This window comes from Nitrospirillum guaranorum (genome assembly GCF_034653275.1).
In the GTDB taxonomy this organism is placed as follows: domain Bacteria; phylum Pseudomonadota; class Alphaproteobacteria; order Azospirillales; family Azospirillaceae; genus Nitrospirillum.
Genome location: NZ_JAYEES010000002.1, coordinates 697,208 through 713,149, shown reverse-complemented (window position 1 = coordinate 713,149; position 15,942 = coordinate 697,208). Strand labels below are relative to the sequence as shown.

The 15,942-nt window shown below is 69.5% G+C and carries 11 protein-coding genes and 1 pseudogene; all 12 read right to left on the bottom strand.

Going from position 1 to position 15,942, the window contains the following annotated elements:
* On the bottom strand, positions 1 to 825 hold the full coding sequence (locus tag UAJ10_RS08730; RefSeq protein ID WP_322914993.1) for a type VI secretion system accessory protein TagJ: 825 nt from the start codon (positions 823 to 825) through the stop codon (positions 1 to 3).
* Positions 826 to 839: 14 nt separating this feature from the next.
* On the bottom strand, positions 840 to 2,291 hold the full coding sequence (gene tssC, locus UAJ10_RS08725; RefSeq protein WP_322914992.1) for a type VI secretion system contractile sheath large subunit: 1,452 nt from the start codon (positions 2,289 to 2,291) through the stop codon (positions 840 to 842).
* Positions 2,291 to 3,784 (bottom strand): type VI secretion system contractile sheath large subunit, encoded by a 1,494-nt coding sequence (gene tssC, locus UAJ10_RS08720; RefSeq protein WP_322914991.1) that lies wholly within the window; start codon positions 3,782 to 3,784, stop codon positions 2,291 to 2,293. Before tssC (UAJ10_RS08720) ends, tssC (UAJ10_RS08725) begins: the two co-directional genes overlap by 1 nt.
* Positions 3,784 to 4,293, bottom strand: coding sequence for a type VI secretion system contractile sheath small subunit (gene tssB / locus UAJ10_RS08715; RefSeq protein WP_040845788.1), 510 nt, complete (start codon positions 4,291 to 4,293; stop codon positions 3,784 to 3,786). Before tssB ends, tssC (UAJ10_RS08720) begins: the two co-directional genes overlap by 1 nt.
* A gap of 75 nt (positions 4,294 to 4,368) precedes the next feature.
* Positions 4,369 to 5,493 (bottom strand): type VI secretion system protein TssA, encoded by a 1,125-nt coding sequence (gene tssA, locus UAJ10_RS08710; RefSeq protein WP_322914990.1) that lies wholly within the window; start codon positions 5,491 to 5,493, stop codon positions 4,369 to 4,371.
* 17 nt (positions 5,494 to 5,510) lie between these two features.
* Positions 5,511 to 6,797 (bottom strand): serine/threonine-protein kinase, encoded by a 1,287-nt coding sequence (locus UAJ10_RS08705; RefSeq protein WP_322914989.1) that lies wholly within the window; start codon positions 6,795 to 6,797, stop codon positions 5,511 to 5,513.
* Positions 6,794 to 8,368 carry a type VI secretion system-associated protein TagF gene (tagF, locus tag UAJ10_RS08700; RefSeq protein ID WP_322914988.1) on the bottom strand — a complete coding sequence of 525 codons (1,575 nt, stop codon included), beginning with the start codon at positions 8,366 to 8,368 and terminating at the stop codon, positions 6,794 to 6,796. The genes UAJ10_RS08705 and tagF overlap by 4 nt, the downstream gene beginning before the upstream one ends.
* Positions 8,350 to 11,943, bottom strand: coding sequence for a type VI secretion system membrane subunit TssM (gene tssM / locus UAJ10_RS08695; RefSeq protein ID WP_322914987.1), 3,594 nt, complete (start codon positions 11,941 to 11,943; stop codon positions 8,350 to 8,352). The genes tagF and tssM overlap by 19 nt, the downstream gene beginning before the upstream one ends.
* Entirely contained in the window at positions 11,940 to 13,331 is a 1,392-nt protein-coding gene (gene icmH / locus UAJ10_RS08690) for a type IVB secretion system protein IcmH/DotU (protein ID WP_322914986.1), read from the bottom strand. The genes tssM and icmH overlap by 4 nt, the downstream gene beginning before the upstream one ends.
* Positions 13,331 to 14,674 (bottom strand): type VI secretion system baseplate subunit TssK, encoded by a 1,344-nt coding sequence (tssK, locus tag UAJ10_RS08685; RefSeq protein WP_322914985.1) that lies wholly within the window; start codon positions 14,672 to 14,674, stop codon positions 13,331 to 13,333. Before tssK ends, icmH begins: the two co-directional genes overlap by 1 nt.
* A 10-nt stretch (positions 14,675 to 14,684) precedes the next feature.
* Positions 14,685 to 15,281, bottom strand: a complete 597-nt coding sequence (gene tssJ / locus UAJ10_RS08680) for a type VI secretion system lipoprotein TssJ (RefSeq protein ID WP_322914984.1) — start codon at positions 15,279 to 15,281, stop codon at positions 14,685 to 14,687.
* Positions 15,282 to 15,400: 119 nt separating this feature from the next.
* Positions 15,401 to 15,870, bottom strand: a pseudogene (gene tagH, locus UAJ10_RS08675) (type VI secretion system-associated FHA domain protein TagH).
* Between the last annotated feature and the right edge of the window lie 72 nt (positions 15,871 to 15,942).

The following is a 15,942-nucleotide window of genomic DNA, read 5'->3' as shown; positions in this document are numbered from 1 at the left end:
TTACGCCGCCTCCACATCGGCCTGGGTTTCATCGAAGCGCAGGGTGGTGAGATCGGCGGCACCCACGGCATCATCGCCGACCAGGAAGCAGCGCTGGCCCCGGCCCAGGATGGCGCCGTCGCGTTCCGTCCAGTCGGTCAGGCGGCCCAGGCGGTGCTGGTCGGTCAGGCCGTCGGCACCAGCGCCGGCATAGATCATGGGCATGTACAGGCTGCCGGCCGTGCCGTCGCGCAGGGTCAGGCGCAGGGGCCGCCAGATCAGGTCGGACAGCCGCTTCGCCGGCGCGAAGTCCAGGCCCAGCACCTCGTCCACGCCGACCCAGAAGTACTTGCCGTCGGCGCTCAGCACCTCCAGCAACCCGCCGCAGGCGTCGTCCAGGTCGCGGAAGTCGCTGAAGGCCGCGCCCTTGTGCTGGCCCGTGGCGACGCGGCGCAGCGTTTCCGCCTCCACCAGCGTGGCGGAGGCCCCCCGCCCGTCCCCGGCGCGGGCCTTCACGCCCGCCTCCAGGTGCAGGCGGGCGGCGGCGGAGATGTCGGTCAGGAATTCCGGCGGGCGCCCCTCGCGGTACCAATCCTGGCGCGCCGTCTCCGCCCGGATCAGCTGGCGCAGCAGCGAGACCGGCACCATGGAACCGGGGTCCTGGTTCAGCACGACGGACAGCTGGTTGTCCGCCCGCTCCAGCTGTCCCGCCACGCACAGGATCTCCGCCAGCAGGTAGCGGGCGCCGGTGTCGGTGGGCGCCTTCTGCACATGCGCGGTAGCGGCGGACAAGGCGCCGGACAGGTCGCCGGCCTCCAGGGCGTTGGTGATGGCGGTCTGGCTCATGGGGTCCTCTCCCGTCAGGCCTGCGGGCCGACGAGTTCCGTGACCAGGCGGAAGCTGGTCTGGACGTCGTCGAGCTGGAAATGCGGTTTCAAGTGGATGACGCAGCCGAAGGCGCCCGGCCGGCCTGCGATGTCGCGGACCTGCACCTCGGCCTCACGCAGGGGATAGCGGGCCTTGAACGAGGTGCTGGCGTCGTCGTTGGCCAGGCAATAGCCCCTGAGCCAGTCGCGCAAGTGTTCCTCGAAATCATGCGCGGTGGCGAAGGAGCCGATCTTGTCCCGGCCGATCATCTTGATGTAATGCGCGAAGCGCGAGGCGCAGAGCACGTACTGCAGCATGGCCGACAGCCGGGCGTTGGATGTGGCCGTCGCCCGATCATAGACCTTGGGCTGGTGCAGCGACTGGCAGCTGTAGAAGACGCAGGCGTCGACGTAGCTGACCCGCGACAGCGGCACGATGCCCAGATCGCTCAGCTGCTTCTCCTGCCGGTCGGACAGGTAGACGTCCAAAGGCGCCGCCGGTGCCGCCGCCCCGCCCAGGGTCGGGAAGGTATGGCCCGGGAAACCGTCGACCAGGCCGCCGCCGTTCAGGTCGTCCGGCGCGCCCCGGATGTCGGCGAACCAGCCGTACTGGTGGAAGGCGCGCATGACCACGGTGGCGAAAGCGAAAGCGGCGTTGCCCCAGAGATAATCCCCCGCCCCCGGCCGGCCCGTGCGTTCCATGAAGCGGAAGCCGTCGATGCGGTTGGGGTCGTGGCGATAGGGCGGCCGCATCATCACCTTGGGCAGGGCGATGCCGATGAAGCGGGCGTCATCCGCCTCGCGCAGGGCCCGCCAGCGGATGAACTCATGCCCCTCGAAGGAGCGGGCGAGGTCCACGTCGCTGGCCATGTCGCCGAAGCTGTCCAGCCCGAACAGCGCCGGCGAGCAACTGGTGACGAAGGGGCAGAAGGCCGCGGCCGCCACGGCGGCGATGGCCTTCAGGGTGCCCACGTCGTCGGTGGGGTGGTCGGCGTCGCGCTGGTGCTGCACGGCGTAGTCGCCGATCAGCAGGCCGAAAGGCTCCCCACCGGGCGTGCCGAACTCATCGCTGTACACCTTGGTGAACAGCTGGCTCTGGTCGAACTCGATGGCGCGTTCGAAATCGCGGCACAGTTCGCGCCAGGACACATCCAGCACGCGGATCTTGATGGCGCGGGTGGAGGCCGAGGCCTCCACGAGCTGAAGCAGCCCGCGCCACGACGCCTCCAGCTGCTGGAAGCGGGGATTGTGCAGGATGGCGTTGACCTGGGCCGTGAGCAGAGCGTCGATCGCCGCGATCAGCTGGTCGATGACCAGGCGCTTGTCGGGATGGCGGCTGAGGTCCAGCCGCCAAGCCGGGGGCGCGTCGGGCCGGGGGGCCCGGCCTTCCGTCGTGTCGATGCGTCGTTCCACCCCCGGGGCTGCCGCCTCAAGGGTCTGTTGCATCAGAGCTTGCTCGGTATCCGTGCCACCATGCGCAGCGAGGTCGTCAGCTCCTCCATCTGCAACCAGGGCCGCAACCAGGCGATGGCGTTATAGGACCCGGGCTTGCCCGGGATTTCCTTCACCGTGATCTTGGCCTCGCGCAGCGGATAGGCGGCCTTCATTTCCTGGCCGGCGCCCTCGTTGGCGTTGACGTAGTTGTTGATCCAGCGGTTCAGCCAGGCCTCGCAGTCCTCGACCTCCAGGAAGGAGCCGATCTTGTCGCGCGCCATCACTTTCAGGTAATGGGCGAAGCGGGACGTGGCCATCATGTACGGCAGGCGCGCGGAGATGGCGGCGTTGGCCGTGGCGTCCGGGCGGTCGTACTTCTTGGGCTTCTGCACCGTCTGGGCGCCGAAGAACACGGCATAGTCGGTGTTCTTGTAATGGCAGAGCGGCAGGAAGCCCAGCTTGCCCAGCTCGGCATCGCGGCGGTCGGTGATGCCGATTTCCGTCGGGCACTTCTGGTCGGGGTCGCCGTCATCGCTGACGAAGACGTGGGTGGGCAGGGTTTCCACCTTGCCGCCGCCCTCGGCGCCGCGGATGGCCGTGCACCAGCCGTACTTGGCGAAGGCCTCGGTGGCGCGCGAGCCCAGCACGTAGGCCGCGTTCATCCAGCAATACTCGTTATGCTCCAGCGCCAGCGACTTGCCCGAGGGGTCCAGGGGCGCCTCCTCGAAATTGAAGTCGTCGACGCTGAGGGTGGCGGCGCCATAGGGCAGGCGCGCCAGCACGCGCGGCAGGGTCAGGGTGGTGAAGCGGCTGTCCTCGCTGTCGCGGAAGCTGCGCCACTGCGCGTATTCCGCCGTCTCGAAGATCTTCTCCAGGTCGCGGGGCTTCGCCAGCTCCTGGTAATCCTGGAAGCCGAACAGCTTGGGGCTGGCGGCGGAGATGAAAGGGGCGAAGGCCGCCGCCGCGATGCTGGAGATGCTGGACAGCATCTGCACATCCTCGGGGTGGTTGGTGAACTCATAGTCGCCGATCAGCATGCCGTAGGGCTCACCGCCCGGCGTGCCGAACTCGTTCTCGTAGAGCTTCTTGAACAGCTCGCTCTGGTCGAACTCCACCGCCTTGGCCAGATCCTTCGCCAGCTCGCGCTTGCGCACGTTCAGCACGCGGATCTTCAGGTTGGCGCTGGTCTCGGTGTTCATGACCAGGTGGTGCAGGCCGCGCCAGCTGCCTTCCAGCTTCAGGAATTCCGGATGGTGCATGATGGCGGCCAGCTGCTTGGACAGCTTGGCGTCGATGGCCTTCACCGCCGCGGTCAGCGTCTGGGTCAGGTTGCGGCTGTAGGTGACGGTGCCGCCCAGCGCCTCTTCCGTCAGGGTGCGCAGCAGTTCCTGCACGCGCGCCGGCTCGGTCTGCTTGGTGGCGCCGATGGCCTGGTCCAGCAGGGACAAGCCGTCGACGGTGCCGGCCGCGGCCTCTTCGCGGGAAACGGTCAGGGTGTCGGTCATCACTTCACCTCCTCGGCGGTGGCGCCCAGCTGCTGCGACAGCTTGCGCAGCTGGGTGTCATCCTGAAGAATGGATTCCAGCAGGTCTTCCAGCTGGGTCGAACGGTCGGCCTTGGTCAGCAGATCGCGCAGCTGGTTGCGCGTCTCCAGCAGCTTGCGCAGCGCCGGCACCTGGCGGACGATCTGCCCGGGCTCCATGTCCTCCAGCGAGGAGAACTTCAGCTCCACGGCCATCTCGCTGCCGTCGTCCTCCAGCTCGTTCCGCACGCGCAACGACAGCGACGGCTTCATGCGCGCCAGGATCTCGTTGAAGTTGTCGCGATCGATCTGGATGAACTTGCGGTCCTTCAGCGGCTTCAGGTCGTCCGTCGGGTCGCCGGAGAAATCGCCGAGCACGCCCACCACGAAGGGCAGCTCCTTCTCGACCATCGCCCCATCGGTTTCGACCTCGTATTTGATGTGCACGCGCGGCTTGCGAACCCGCTCGAGCTTGTCATGAACGCTGGCCATCTACCTTCTCCTACCCATGGGTTGCTGCATGTCGTCTAGGGTTGCCCCGAAACAGAATTGATTGGTCATCAGGGGTTATTGTCCGTTGCCCTGCACCGGCCGGATGCCGGCGGTGGTCAGCAGGGTGTTGCGGGCACCCGCGTCCGCCAACAGCTCGGCCAACAGTTCGGGCAGCGGCATGCGGCCGCGCCGGACCAGGTCCTCAATGGTGTAGGACAGGGGTGAATGCGGTTCGGTGCGGCGGAAGTACTGGCCGATCTCCGCCAGCAGGGTCAGCGCCTCCTCCCGGCTGGTGATGCCCTTGGCCGGGCGCTGGGGTGCTACCGCCTCGTCCACGACGGGGGCGCCGGTGGCGGAATGCAGGATGACGTCGGGCACGGCGGCCTCCTCCACCTCTTCCTTGGCCGACAGGCCGGTCAGGAACACCACCGCGTCCTCCACCTCCTCCAGGATGTGGGTAATGGTGGAGGTGGGCGGGGCGTCGGCGCCCGCCCGTTCGGTCAGCAGCCGGTCCAGGTCGCGGAAGGCCTGGCGGCAGGCGCGGATATCGGCCAGCAGCGCCCGGTTGCGGGCCGCCGGCACCTGGCTCATGCGCTGGGACAGGGCATCCAGCGTGGGCGGCGGGGTGCGGCCGGGGCGGCTGCGCGTGTCCGGCGTCTGGCTGGCGCGCTGGGCCAGGGCGTAGTGCCAATAGGCGATGGGCTGGTCCTCGCGCAGCAGCGGCACCTTGCGGATGGGCTGGATCAGCGTGCCCTCCGCCCCATGGCCGTTGAGGCCGCCGATGGGCGCCAGGCGGACCGCGATACCATCCTCGTCCGGCTGGGGATGGACGCCGTCCCAATACCGCTCCACCAGGCCGGCCAGCAGGCGGAAGCCGTCGGCCAGGCCGGCGAAGCCCTCCAGCCGCACGGCGGCCTCGGTCAGCCAGACGGCGACCTCGATGTCCTTGGTGCGCTGGGCCAGAACAGTGCGCGCCAAATCCTGGATGCGCTGCCACTCCGCCAGCGACGTCTGGGCCTCATCCTCGGAATCCGCCCGCCGCTCGATGGCGCGGGCGGTGGCGCGCAGATCCTTCAGCTGGAAATAGGTGGCATCCCCGCCGTTGTGCACACGCAGGTCCGGCCCACACGGCTGATCACCCGGGATGGGGGCCAGCAGGGCGGGAAGGTCCAGGACGCCCGGGGACACGCCAGGGGACATGATAGCGCCGTTATCCATCATGCACCTTTCCGCGACGGCCAAAGCCGGCTCCAGAAGCCGCCGCCCCCGGCGGCGGCGCTGGCATCCAGCGCACGCAACAGGGCGGCCAAGTCCGTGGGCCGGCGCTTGGGATCGGGCTGCAACATCGTGGCGACCACGCCGCGCAGGCGGTCGGGCACGGCGCTGATGTCGGGCACCTGGCGGCGGGCCGCCGTCGCCTCCTCCACCGTCTGGCCCATGGGCAGCTTCTCGCCCCGCGCAGCGGCGACGATGACCAGGCCCAGGCTGTAGATGTCGGACGCGACGCCGATGGCGCCGCCATGCATGCCCAGCTGCTCGGGCGAGGCGAAGGAGAACTTGCCGGCGAAATCCAGCCCGTCGCGCGGGGTGACGCCGTTGCGCATCTCCCGCGCCACGCCGAAGTCGATCAGCTTGGCCGCCGCCGGATTATCGCCGGGCAGCAGGATGTTGTCGGGACTGACGTCGCGATGGACGATGCCGGCGGCGTGCACCGCTGTCAGCCCGGCTGCCAGGCGGCGCAGCAGGGCCTCCAGCGCCGTCAAGCCCACGGGGCCCCGCCGCAGGAAATAGGACAGCGACTGGCCGTCGATGTATTCCAGCACCAGCATGGACCGGCCGTCGCCATCGCGGTACAGGCCGGCGCAGCTCACCACGGCGTCATGGCGGATGCGCTGCAGCAGGCGGCCTTCCTCGTGGAACAGGCCGACGATCTTGGCGTCGTCGCGGTATTCCGGAATGATGACCTTGATGGCCTGGTCGGTCTTCAGGTCGCGATGGCGCACCCGGTAGATCTCCCCCATGCCGCCGCGCGCCAGCAGGGTGCGCACGATGAAGGTGTTCAGCATGGTGCTGCCCGGCGCCACCGACCAGCCGGTGGGATCGGCCTTGGGCGCCCCCGGCGTGGCGCTGGCGGCCGGTTCCGGCCCATCCTCCCACGGGCGCTGGGCGGCCTGGATGTGGCGGTCCAGCGCGGCGCGGGCGCCGCTCAGCAGGTCCAGGGAGGCGACCTCGTCCAGGCCGGCGCGGTGCGCCTGCGCCCGGACCCCGGCGATGAAGCCGGCCACCTGGCTTTCCACCACCTCGCGCGTCGGCACCACCGGGGCGGCGTTCGGCGCGGCGACATCCGGCGCGACCATCACCTCGGTCAGTTCGGCCGGGGCGAAGCGGGTCAATTCATCCGGCGCCTCGGGGCTCAGCAGCAGCGAGGTCATCTCGTCCGGCTGCCGCGGCTCCTCGCCCGCCACGGCGGCGCCGGGGTTGGTCAGGACGGCGGCCTGGCTCATTCCGCACCCCCTTGGCGCACGTCCTCTAGCGCCGACGGCTGGGGCACCGGCACGGCCGTCGCCTGCAGGGCGGCCTCGGCCACCGGATGGTCGCTTTCCGGCACGTCGACGATGATGGCCGTCAGGTTGTCCGGCGCGCCGCTGACCAGGATGTTCTCCACCAGGGCGTCCACCGTCTCGCGCGGGGGCATGCCCCGCATCAGCGTGGCGATCTCCGTCTCACTCAGCACCTTGGTGACGCCGTCGCTGCACAGCAGGAAGCGGTCGCCGGGCTGGACGACGTCCTGCACCATGTCGATCTCCAGCGTGTCGGCGGCGCCCACGGCGCGGGTGACCAGCATGGTGGCGCGCTGCTGCTGGTTGATGCCGGCGGCCACGTGGTCGGTGGTCAGCTGGCGCAGCCGGCCGTCGCGCAGCAGGTAGATGCGGCTGTCACCCACCCACAGGCAGTTGAAGCGGTTGGCGTAGATCAGCAGCACCACGGCGGTGGAGGCGATCAGCGCCTGGTCGCCCAGGGTGGCGGCCTGGGCGCGCAGCTTGTCGTTGGCCTCGACCAGGGCCTCGCGCACCTCTTCCACGAAGCCGCCGTAGGACAGGGGTGGCATCACCGCGTCCAGCGCCTTCACAGTCAGGGCGCTGGCCACCTCACCCGCCGAATGGCCGCCCAGGCCGTCGGCGACGCACCACAGGCCAAGGTCCGGACGCAGCAGCAGGGCGTCCTGGTTGATGGTGCGGCGGGTGCCCGGATGGGTGCGGCCATGGCTGGGCAGCGCCACCACCGGACGCAGCAGCAGGATGGGCAGTTCCTCGTCCGCGAGGTGCAGCGCCGTATCGGCCGGGCGTTCCCAGCCCCAGCGCTCCCACCGGCCGTCCAGGAAAGCGGCGTAGTTCTGCGGCGCCGGCAGGCCGGGCGAGATCAGCAGCGAGGACGCCACCTTGTCCGACCCGGTGGTCCACCACAGGCTGAAGCGGTTGTTGAAGCCGATCAGCACCTGGTCCAGCAGTTCGGCATAGGCACTGCCCAGGGCGCCCCGGCCGTTGGCGCCGCCGTTGTTGGCCAGCCCGACCCGGAAGGCGCTGCTTTCCGCCGGGCCGCGCGTCGTGTCGTAAGGCGGCGCGCCCAGCACGCGGGCGGCCTGGTCGAAGCTGTCGAAGTTGAAGTCGTCGTCCAGCGAGGTCAGCGCCAGATCCTCCACCTTGTCGAACCAGGCGCGGCCGCTTTCGATCAGGCGGATGGGGGCGACGCAGCCGGGCAGCGGCGTCGCCAGCACCAGGGGGAAGTACCGCCCCACCCGGTCAACGCTGGGCATCAGCACGCCGGCCATGGCCGTGTCGCCGCAGACCCCCGGCCCCAGGACGAAGCGCCAGACCGGCGTGTCCAGGTAGCTGGGCAGCCACGCCTCGCCCATCTGCCGCTGGCTGGTGGCGAGCGACGCCTGCAACCATTCATCCAGCGGGCGGACGATCGCGGGATCCAGCCGCCGGGAGACGAAGTCCCCCCGCGCCGGGATCTTGCCGAAGAAACCCGGCTCGTGAGCCGAGACGGCGCCATTCAGAAAGAGACTGGACAACGGAACGCCCTCAGTTCTTTGAGGATGAAGGGGTTGAGCGAGGTGCTGGACTTCACCTCGAAACCGGCGTTGTGGGTGCCGGACGTGAAGTTGACGCGGAAGTTGTCACTGCCCAGGGGGGTGACCGTGCCCTGGTCCACCAGGTGGAACAGCGACCAGGGACCGCTTTTCAGCACGCTCTGCGGCAGGCCGTCGGTCACCTCGAACACCACGCGGCTGACGCCGTTGGGGTCGTTGTCCGGCCACTGGAGCGAGGCCGGCCACTGCGGCCCGTGCTGGTATTCGATCTGCTGGCCGCCGCTGGCGAACAGCACGCCGGTAGACTTCGGATCCAGGGTCACCGGCGTCACCTGCAGGGCGACACGGGGCTGCTGGCCGCCGTCGGGGAAGAAGGCGTCGCGGATCTGGGCGGCATACTGGAAGGAGGCCAGCACGCTGTCGGGAATGCCCAGGCCGGTGTCGCCCACCTTGGTCCAGCGCCACTTGGCGCCCGAGGTGTCGACCAGCGTTTTCAGATGGTTGTTGAAGAAGTTGTCCAACATGCCGTTGGGGGCGAACAGCCGGGTGAAATCACCCACCGAGATTTCCTTGGCGCTGTCCTTGGCGAAGGGATAGCGGCCATTGACGGCGCGGGTGCAGAAGCCGCCGACCTCGCCGCCCCAGAGGTTGCTCAACTGGGCCCGGGCCCCGCCCACCGACTGTTCCGACGCGCTGCCGGTGATGGTGGCGATCCAGCCGTTGACCGGGCGGGGCATCTGCGCCGCCTGGGTGTTCAGCATCTGGATGGGGCCGCCGGCACCACCATGGGAGGCGCGGGTGTACATGGCCATGCGGCCGTTGCCAGGCCCGCTGGCGACGTTGCTCAGCTCCTGATAGGCCTCGCCCAGCAGGCGCACCAGATCCTCCGCCCGCGCCGGCGCGCCGTTGCTGGGCGTGACGAAGTCGACGATGGGCTGGAAGTGCTGGGCCACGGCCACGGCGCCCACCGGCGCGTCCGGCGTGGGCAGCGCCGCCGGCGCGGCGGCGCCGCCCGGGGCCGGGACGGCCTTGGGCAGGCCCGGCAGGGGAACGATCTGCGTCTCCGCCGCGATGTCCTTCAGCAGCTTCAGCATCGGCATGTCTGGGCTAGACACCAGGTTCAGCACGGCGATGGTCTGCTGCATGTCGGCCAGCGGCACGATGCGCAGGTCGCCCAGCATGGTGTCCCACTGCTGGATGTAGTCGGCGTAGTACAGCTGCGTCACCCGCTCACGCAGGTCATCGGCCTGGGCGGCCTGCTGCGCCTGGGCATTGGCCCCGGCAGGCTTGTCGCCCAGCACCCAGCTCTGCCCCTGCACCTCGGCGATGACGGCGGAAAGCGCCGGCTGGAAGGCCTTGTAGCCTTCCGGCGTGTACAGGCCGGGGATGCCCTCGGTCAGCGGCTTGCCCGAAACGCGGGTGAAGACATGGTCGGCAGTGGCCCCGGCATGGTCGATGGGGCGCCACTGCGGCAGCTGGCTGATGCCTTCGTGCTGGCGCACCAGGGCGTAGACCCGCTCGGCCGGGGCCAGCTTTTCCAGGCTGCGGCGAGACTGGGTGATCAGGTTGGCGTCCAAGGGGATGGGCGTCAGGCTGCCCCGGGTCAGCAGGCTGTCCAGGTGGCGCGCCAGATCGTCGCGCAGGCCCTTGTTGGCCTCGCCCGGCCAGGTGGCGGCCCAGTCGGCCACCATCCACTGGCGCACGGCGTTGGCGTCCAGGGGACCGCGGCTGCCCAGCATCAGGTAGATCTTGAGCGCGCCGGCCACGAAGTCGTCGTCATCCTCGTGCGCCCGGATCTGGTCCTGCAGCCGCACCAGCAGGCGGGGCAGCATCAGGCCGTTCAGCGCCCGGTGATAGACGGCGGCGTGCACGGTCTTCAGCTTGTCGCCCTGGTAGAGGCCGAAGGTCAGCCACTGGCTGGCCACACCCTCGTTGTTCTCCAGGCCCGTGGGCAGGTTGCGCAGGATGTTCAGCGGCTTGACCACGCGGGCCAGGTCGGCGTCCGTCACCCCCTGGCTGGGGATGCCGGCGGCGGCCTTGTCATAGGCCTGCAGGCCGTCGTCGATCAGGGCCACCTGGCGCTTGTTCTCCTGGTAGCCGGTGCTCCAGGCGTAGGCCAGCACGGCGAGGATGACGGCCGCGGAGGCGTAGGTCGCGATGCGCAGGCGCCGGCGGCGCTGTTCCACCTTGGGATTCAGGCTGACGACGGCGGCCTCGGCGAAGATCACCTCGTTGAACAGCCGGGTCAGGAAATAGCTGCGGCCCTGTCGGTTGTTGGCCGGCATGCGCACCGGGTCCAGGCCGAAGGTGGCGGCGATGGTGGCCATGGTGCGGTCGATGGGCATGCCCACCTGCACGCTGCTGGTGAAGTAGCTGCCACGCAGCAGGGGCCGTGTCTCATAGGGGCTGGCGCGGAAGATTTCCGTGAGGATCTCCAGCAGCGCGTCGCTGAGGCTGGCCACCTGGTTGGGGAAGTTGAACACCAGGCCGCGGCGCTCGATGTCCGCTTCCTGCTGCACCCGCTCCAACAGACGCTCGTTCAGGCGCAGGACCAGGCCCTCCAGCTCCTGCGGGAACTGGTCGACCACGCCCGGGCTGTCGGCGGCGCCGTCGTCCAGGGGGAAGGTCATGCCCCAGACCTGCTCGCGCTCCGACTTGCCCAGGTTGTCGAAGTACTCGACGAAGCCGGGCACCAGGTCGACCTTGGTGAACAGCATGTAGACCGGGAAGCGCAGGCCGAAGCGGTCGTACAGCTCATTCAGGCGCAGGCGGATGGCGCGGGCGTGGTTCAGGCGCTCGGTGGGATCGGGGGCCATCAGGTCGGCCAGGCTCATCACCACGATGGCGCCATTCACCGGCTGGCGCGGGCGGTAGCTCTTCAACAGGTCCAGGAAGCCCAGCCAGGCGGCCTGGTCCTGGTGCGGGTCGCTGTCCTGCGTGGTGTAGCGGCCGGCCGTGTCCAGCAGGATGGCCTCGTCCGTGAACCACCAGTCGCAGTTGCGGGTGCCGCCGATGCCCTTCAGGGGGTCGCGGCCGATGGTGGTGGACAGCGGGAAATTCAGGCCCGAGGTCAGCAGGGCCGAGGTTTTGCCCGAGCCCGGCGGCCCGACCATGATGTACCAGGGCAGCTGGTAGAGATAGCCCCGGCCCATGCCCTTGCGGCCGGCCTTCTTGCGCAGCTGGCTCAGCGCCTCTTGCAGGCGGTCGCGCAGCAGGCGCAGTTCCTCGGCGGAGGCGGCGTCGGCGCCGCGGCGCTTCTCCTCCTCGCTGGGGTCGGTCAGGTCGTGGACCATGCGCCGGTCGGTCTGCCGGGCCTTGAGGTTGACCTGAAGGTTGAAGGCGGCCCAGGTGGCGAACACGGCGCAACAGGCGATCAGGCGCACCAGGTCGCCTTCCAGCGGGCGGTGGTTGCCCACCGCCACCAAGGCGCCGAAGAACCAGATGACCAGGGCGAAACCGATGGCCCACACCAGGGACCAGGCCCAGCGGGCGCGGAAGGGCTGCGCCAGGGCGGAAATCAGGGGCTGCGCGAAGTAAACGCTGCTGGGGACGTTCATTGGGCCGTTCCCTGGTTGGCAGTCGGGGCGGGCGTCGCGGTCGGGGTCGCCGAGGCGGCCGACGGCGCCGGCTGGGCGGCCGCGGGCGAGCTCAGGATCACATCGATGCGACGGTTGGCTTCCCGGCCGGCGTCCTGGTCATTGGTGGCGATGGGCTGGGTGTCGGCCATGCCCTGGGCCTTCAGACGGGACTTGTCGGTCAGGTGGGTGGCGATGACGGCGGCGACCGCGTCGGCGCGGGCCTGCGACAAATGCCAGTTCGATGGGAACCGGATGGTGCGGATGGGAATATTATCGGTATGTCCCGTGATCAGCACAGCGCCGGGCCGGGTGTTCAGGGCCTCGCCGATACGGTTCAGCAGGGCGGTGTAGCTCTCGTTCACCTCGCTGCTGCCGGACGCGAACATGCCGGCGTTGCGGATGCGCACGACGGTGTCGGTGCCCTGGGGCACGACGGTCACCAGGCCCTGGGCGATCTCCGGCGCCAGGAAGGCGCGGAACTGGTCCAGGTCCTTGGACTTGGGTTGCACCGGGGCCGTGGGCTGGGCCAGGGCGACGCTGGGCTGGCCCACCGGCGGCAGGGTGGCCATCTTTTCCAGCGTGGCGTCGGAGCTGCCATTGAGGGCGAAGCTGAAGCCCGTGGCCATCACCGTGATGATGATCAGGGTGGCCGCCATGACGGTCCAGAACTCGATGCTGGGCAGCAGTGGGCGGAAGGGCGCCTCCACCCCGCGCCAGTGCACCGACAGCTCGCGCTCCGCCTCGCCGCGCCGCTGGGTCAGGACGCGGTAGAGGTTGTCACGGATGCGGGCGTGTTCCAGCGAGCCCTGCGGCAGGATGCGCAGCCGACCCTCGAACCCCAGCGACAGGCACAGGTACATCAGCTCCAGCACCTGGAAGTTGGCGGCCGGATCCTTCAGCAGGTGGTTCAGCAGGTCGTAGAAGCGCTCACCCCCGGTCACGTCGATGTGGAAGGTGATGACCATGCCGGCCCGCGCCCAGGTGCTGCTGGCGCCCCACGGGGTGTTCAGGACGATGTCGTCGATGGTGGCGCACAGGGCGTAATGGGCGGCGCGCGCCGCCTCGTTGGTGACGCCGGTGCCCTGCGCCCGCTTCTCGAAGGTCTTGATCTCGTCGGCGACGCGCTCGCGCAGTTCCTCGATGTTGGACTGGGCGGCGGACGTGCGCAGGCGGCGGGCCAGCGTCAGGATAGGGCCGGCGGCGGCCACCAGCGGGTTCAGGCCGCCCAGCGTCAGGTCGACCGTGTCTTCCGGCGCGTAATCGGTGGGCGGCGCCACCAGTTGCACCGGCGCCGAACGGCGGCCGCCGGGCGTCGGCTTGATGATGGTCGGCTCATGGGCCGTCTGGCCGTAGCTGGGATAGGACATCACGCACCCCCCTTGATGGCCCAAAGCTCCATTTCGATCTGCGCGAAATCACCCGCCAGGTGCAGGGCGATGCCGCCGGACTTCTGAAGCTGCTTGAAATGCTGGCTGCTGCGGTCCAGCTCGAAGAAGACCTGGCCGCTGCGGTATGGCAGCTGGCGGGGCGCCACCGGCAGGGGCCGGACATTGATGCCGGGCAGCGCCACGTTCACCAGCTGGGCGATCTGTTCCACCGGGCCGATCTTCACCTGGTTGGGGAAGACGCGGCGCAGGTGCTCCACCGGCATGTCCGCGGTCACCGCCAGCACGAAGGTGGCGTTGAACAGCAGCGACCGGTCGACGATGACGCCGACCTTGATGCCATGGCGGCGGGCCTGAAGCGGGATGGCGACGGCGGTCTGCTCCAGCACGGCGCTCAAGGAGGAGCGCAGGTCGGAGAAGACGGGCCGGAAGGTGTTCTGCAGATCCTCGTGCCGGTATTCGGGGAACACGGCGGCGCGCTTGGCTTCGGTGGTGAAGGTGGCCAGCTCCCCCGCCACCTCGACGCACAGGCGGTAGAACCGCTCGGGATGCAGCATGGGCGCCGTGGCGGCGTAATGGCGCAGCAGCGGCTCATACCGGTTCACGGTCTGCAGCAGCAGGAAGTCCGCGATCTCCGCCGCCCCCTTGGCCGAGGGTCCGGACAAACGGCCGGCCAGGGCCTCGGCCCGATGCTGGATCAGGGCCTGCAGCTCGGTCAGGAAAGCGGCCAGCGGCGCCTGGGCCGCGACCGAGGTGACCGGGGCGATGAACTGCTCATCCAGGATGATGGCGCGGTCGGACCGCACCTCCACCACCCGGGCGATGGCGACCTTCTCGTACCCCGCCAGCGGTTGCGTCTCCGGCGCCAGGCGCAGGCGCAGGCGGGCGACGTCCATGGCCGCCGCCTGGTCGCTGCCCAGATTGGCATCCTCCGCCTCATACCGCGCGGGGACGAAACGGGTGATGGCATCCTCGGAATTCGCCAGCCCCACCTCCGCCCCGCCCGGCTGGCGCACGGGCAGCGTCAGGTAGATGACGCAGTTCTTGGTGGTGTCGAAGAGTTCCAACGGCGGCGGATGGTCGGCCTCGTCCGGGATGGAGAAGGGCGTGCCGTCGGGCAGGATGCCCTTGGCGGAAACGATGGCGAACTTGCCGATCCCCAGCAGTTCCCGGTTGATGGTCAGCTCGCTCAGGCCCCAGGCGAAGGGGGTCAGCGGCTCGGTGCGCGCGTGCAGCAGCCGTTCCACATGGCGGTCGGCTTGCTGGAAATGCTGGACCCGCAGGAACATGCCCTCGGTCCAGACCACGCGGTTGGCGGACATCATGGCCGGGGCCTCACTTGGTGGGGGTGCGCTTGGACGCGTCGGCCGCCGCCGCGGTGCCGGCGGCGCCGGGCGGGGTGCCGGCGTCGGCCGTGTCGCGCTTCACCACCAGGCCGTTGGCGCCGACGGTGACGTTCAGCGTCACCGGGCCCGTGTCCGGCAGGGCCACGACCTCGCGCCAATTGGCCTGGTCGATGGCGCGGTAGGCGGCGACGATGCCGACGTAGTGCACCTTGTCGTTCTGCGGCAGGACCATCTGCTTCTTGTCGCCGGGCTGTAGCACGAACTCGTCCCGGCCCAGCTGGTCGGCGCCCAGGGCCTGGGCGTCGTGCTGGATCAGCTGGATGGGGGCGGCGATGGTGAACTTGTCCTTGGACGCCAGCTGGTAGACGCGCGTGACGATGGGCGACGGACGACCCAGCGTGTCGGGATTGGCGTCGGGCCCGACGTTGATCGACACCGGCACGGTGGTGCGCACCGGCGGCGGGGGCGGCGGCTCGTGCGAGCAGGCCGCCAGCTGCAGGACGGCGCCGGCGAGCACGGTGGCGAGGGCCATGCGGCCCATGGGGTGCCGGATGGGACGGCGGGCGGTGGTCGTGGCGAAAGGCATCGTCTAGAGGACCCTGTTAGTCTGGGCAGTCTCGGGGCTGGGGTTATCCCCAGGGCGGCTGGCGGACGGGTGGAGGTGAGGCGGGTGCCAGGCGGGGACGAAAGCGGATTCCAGGCGGTTCAGAGGCTTCTGAATTGCTGGGTGTAGGCGGAGGAGAACTTGCTGCCGAGGGGTGGTCCCGACGACTGTTCCCCCATCATGCGCTGGTGGACCTGCTCGTACCGTTCCCAGCAGCGGGCCTTGTGCACCTGCGGCAGCATGGAGGCGCTGACGTCGTTCTTGATGGTGTCGGGCGACAGCTGTTCCAGCACGTCGCCCACCACCGTCTTCATGCCGGCGATCAGGGCCACCTCGTGGGCCTTGATGTCGCGCAGGCTTTCGCGGATGGCCTCCGGCGCGTCCATGAAGCCCATGACCCGCCGGCCGATCAGCACGGACAGCGTGCCATCCAGGTTGGCGGAGAACTTCAGGGGGTTGTTTCCTTGGCGCGCAGCAGCGTGTGCTCGATGCGGAACTCCGATTTCAGGAAGGCGCGCAGCTCCAGCAGCTCACGCAGGCCGTTGACCGCCTCACGCAGGGCGACGCCCATCTTGTGCATCAACGCCGGCGCGTCGGACGCGTCCACCGCGTCAAGCGGCAGGCCGACGCCAGCCAGGAAGGC

Excerpts from the sequence above, each read along its gene's own strand:
- UAJ10_RS08730 (WP_322914993.1), bottom strand. The coding sequence starts at position 825 with ATGAGCCAGACCGCCATCACCAACGCCCTGGAGGCCGGCGACCTGTCC.
- tssC (WP_322914992.1), bottom strand. The coding sequence starts at position 2,291 with ATGCAACAGACCCTTGAGGCGGCAGCCCCGGGGGTGGAACGACGCATC.
- tssC (WP_322914991.1), bottom strand. The coding sequence starts at position 3,784 with ATGACCGACACCCTGACCGTTTCCCGCGAAGAGGCCGCGGCCGGCACC.
- tssB (WP_040845788.1), bottom strand. The coding sequence starts at position 4,293 with ATGGCCAGCGTTCATGACAAGCTCGAGCGGGTTCGCAAGCCGCGCGTG.
- tssA (WP_322914990.1), bottom strand. The coding sequence starts at position 5,493 with ATGTCCCCTGGCGTGTCCCCGGGCGTCCTGGACCTTCCCGCCCTGCTG.
- UAJ10_RS08705 (WP_322914989.1), bottom strand. The coding sequence starts at position 6,797 with ATGAGCCAGGCCGCCGTCCTGACCAACCCCGGCGCCGCCGTGGCGGGC.
- tssM (WP_322914987.1), bottom strand. The coding sequence starts at position 11,943 with ATGAACGTCCCCAGCAGCGTTTACTTCGCGCAGCCCCTGATTTCCGCC.
- icmH (WP_322914986.1), bottom strand. The coding sequence starts at position 13,331 with ATGTCCTATCCCAGCTACGGCCAGACGGCCCATGAGCCGACCATCATC.
- tssK (WP_322914985.1), bottom strand. The coding sequence starts at position 14,674 with ATGATGTCCGCCAACCGCGTGGTCTGGACCGAGGGCATGTTCCTGCGG.
- tssJ (WP_322914984.1), bottom strand. The coding sequence starts at position 15,281 with ATGCCTTTCGCCACGACCACCGCCCGCCGTCCCATCCGGCACCCCATG.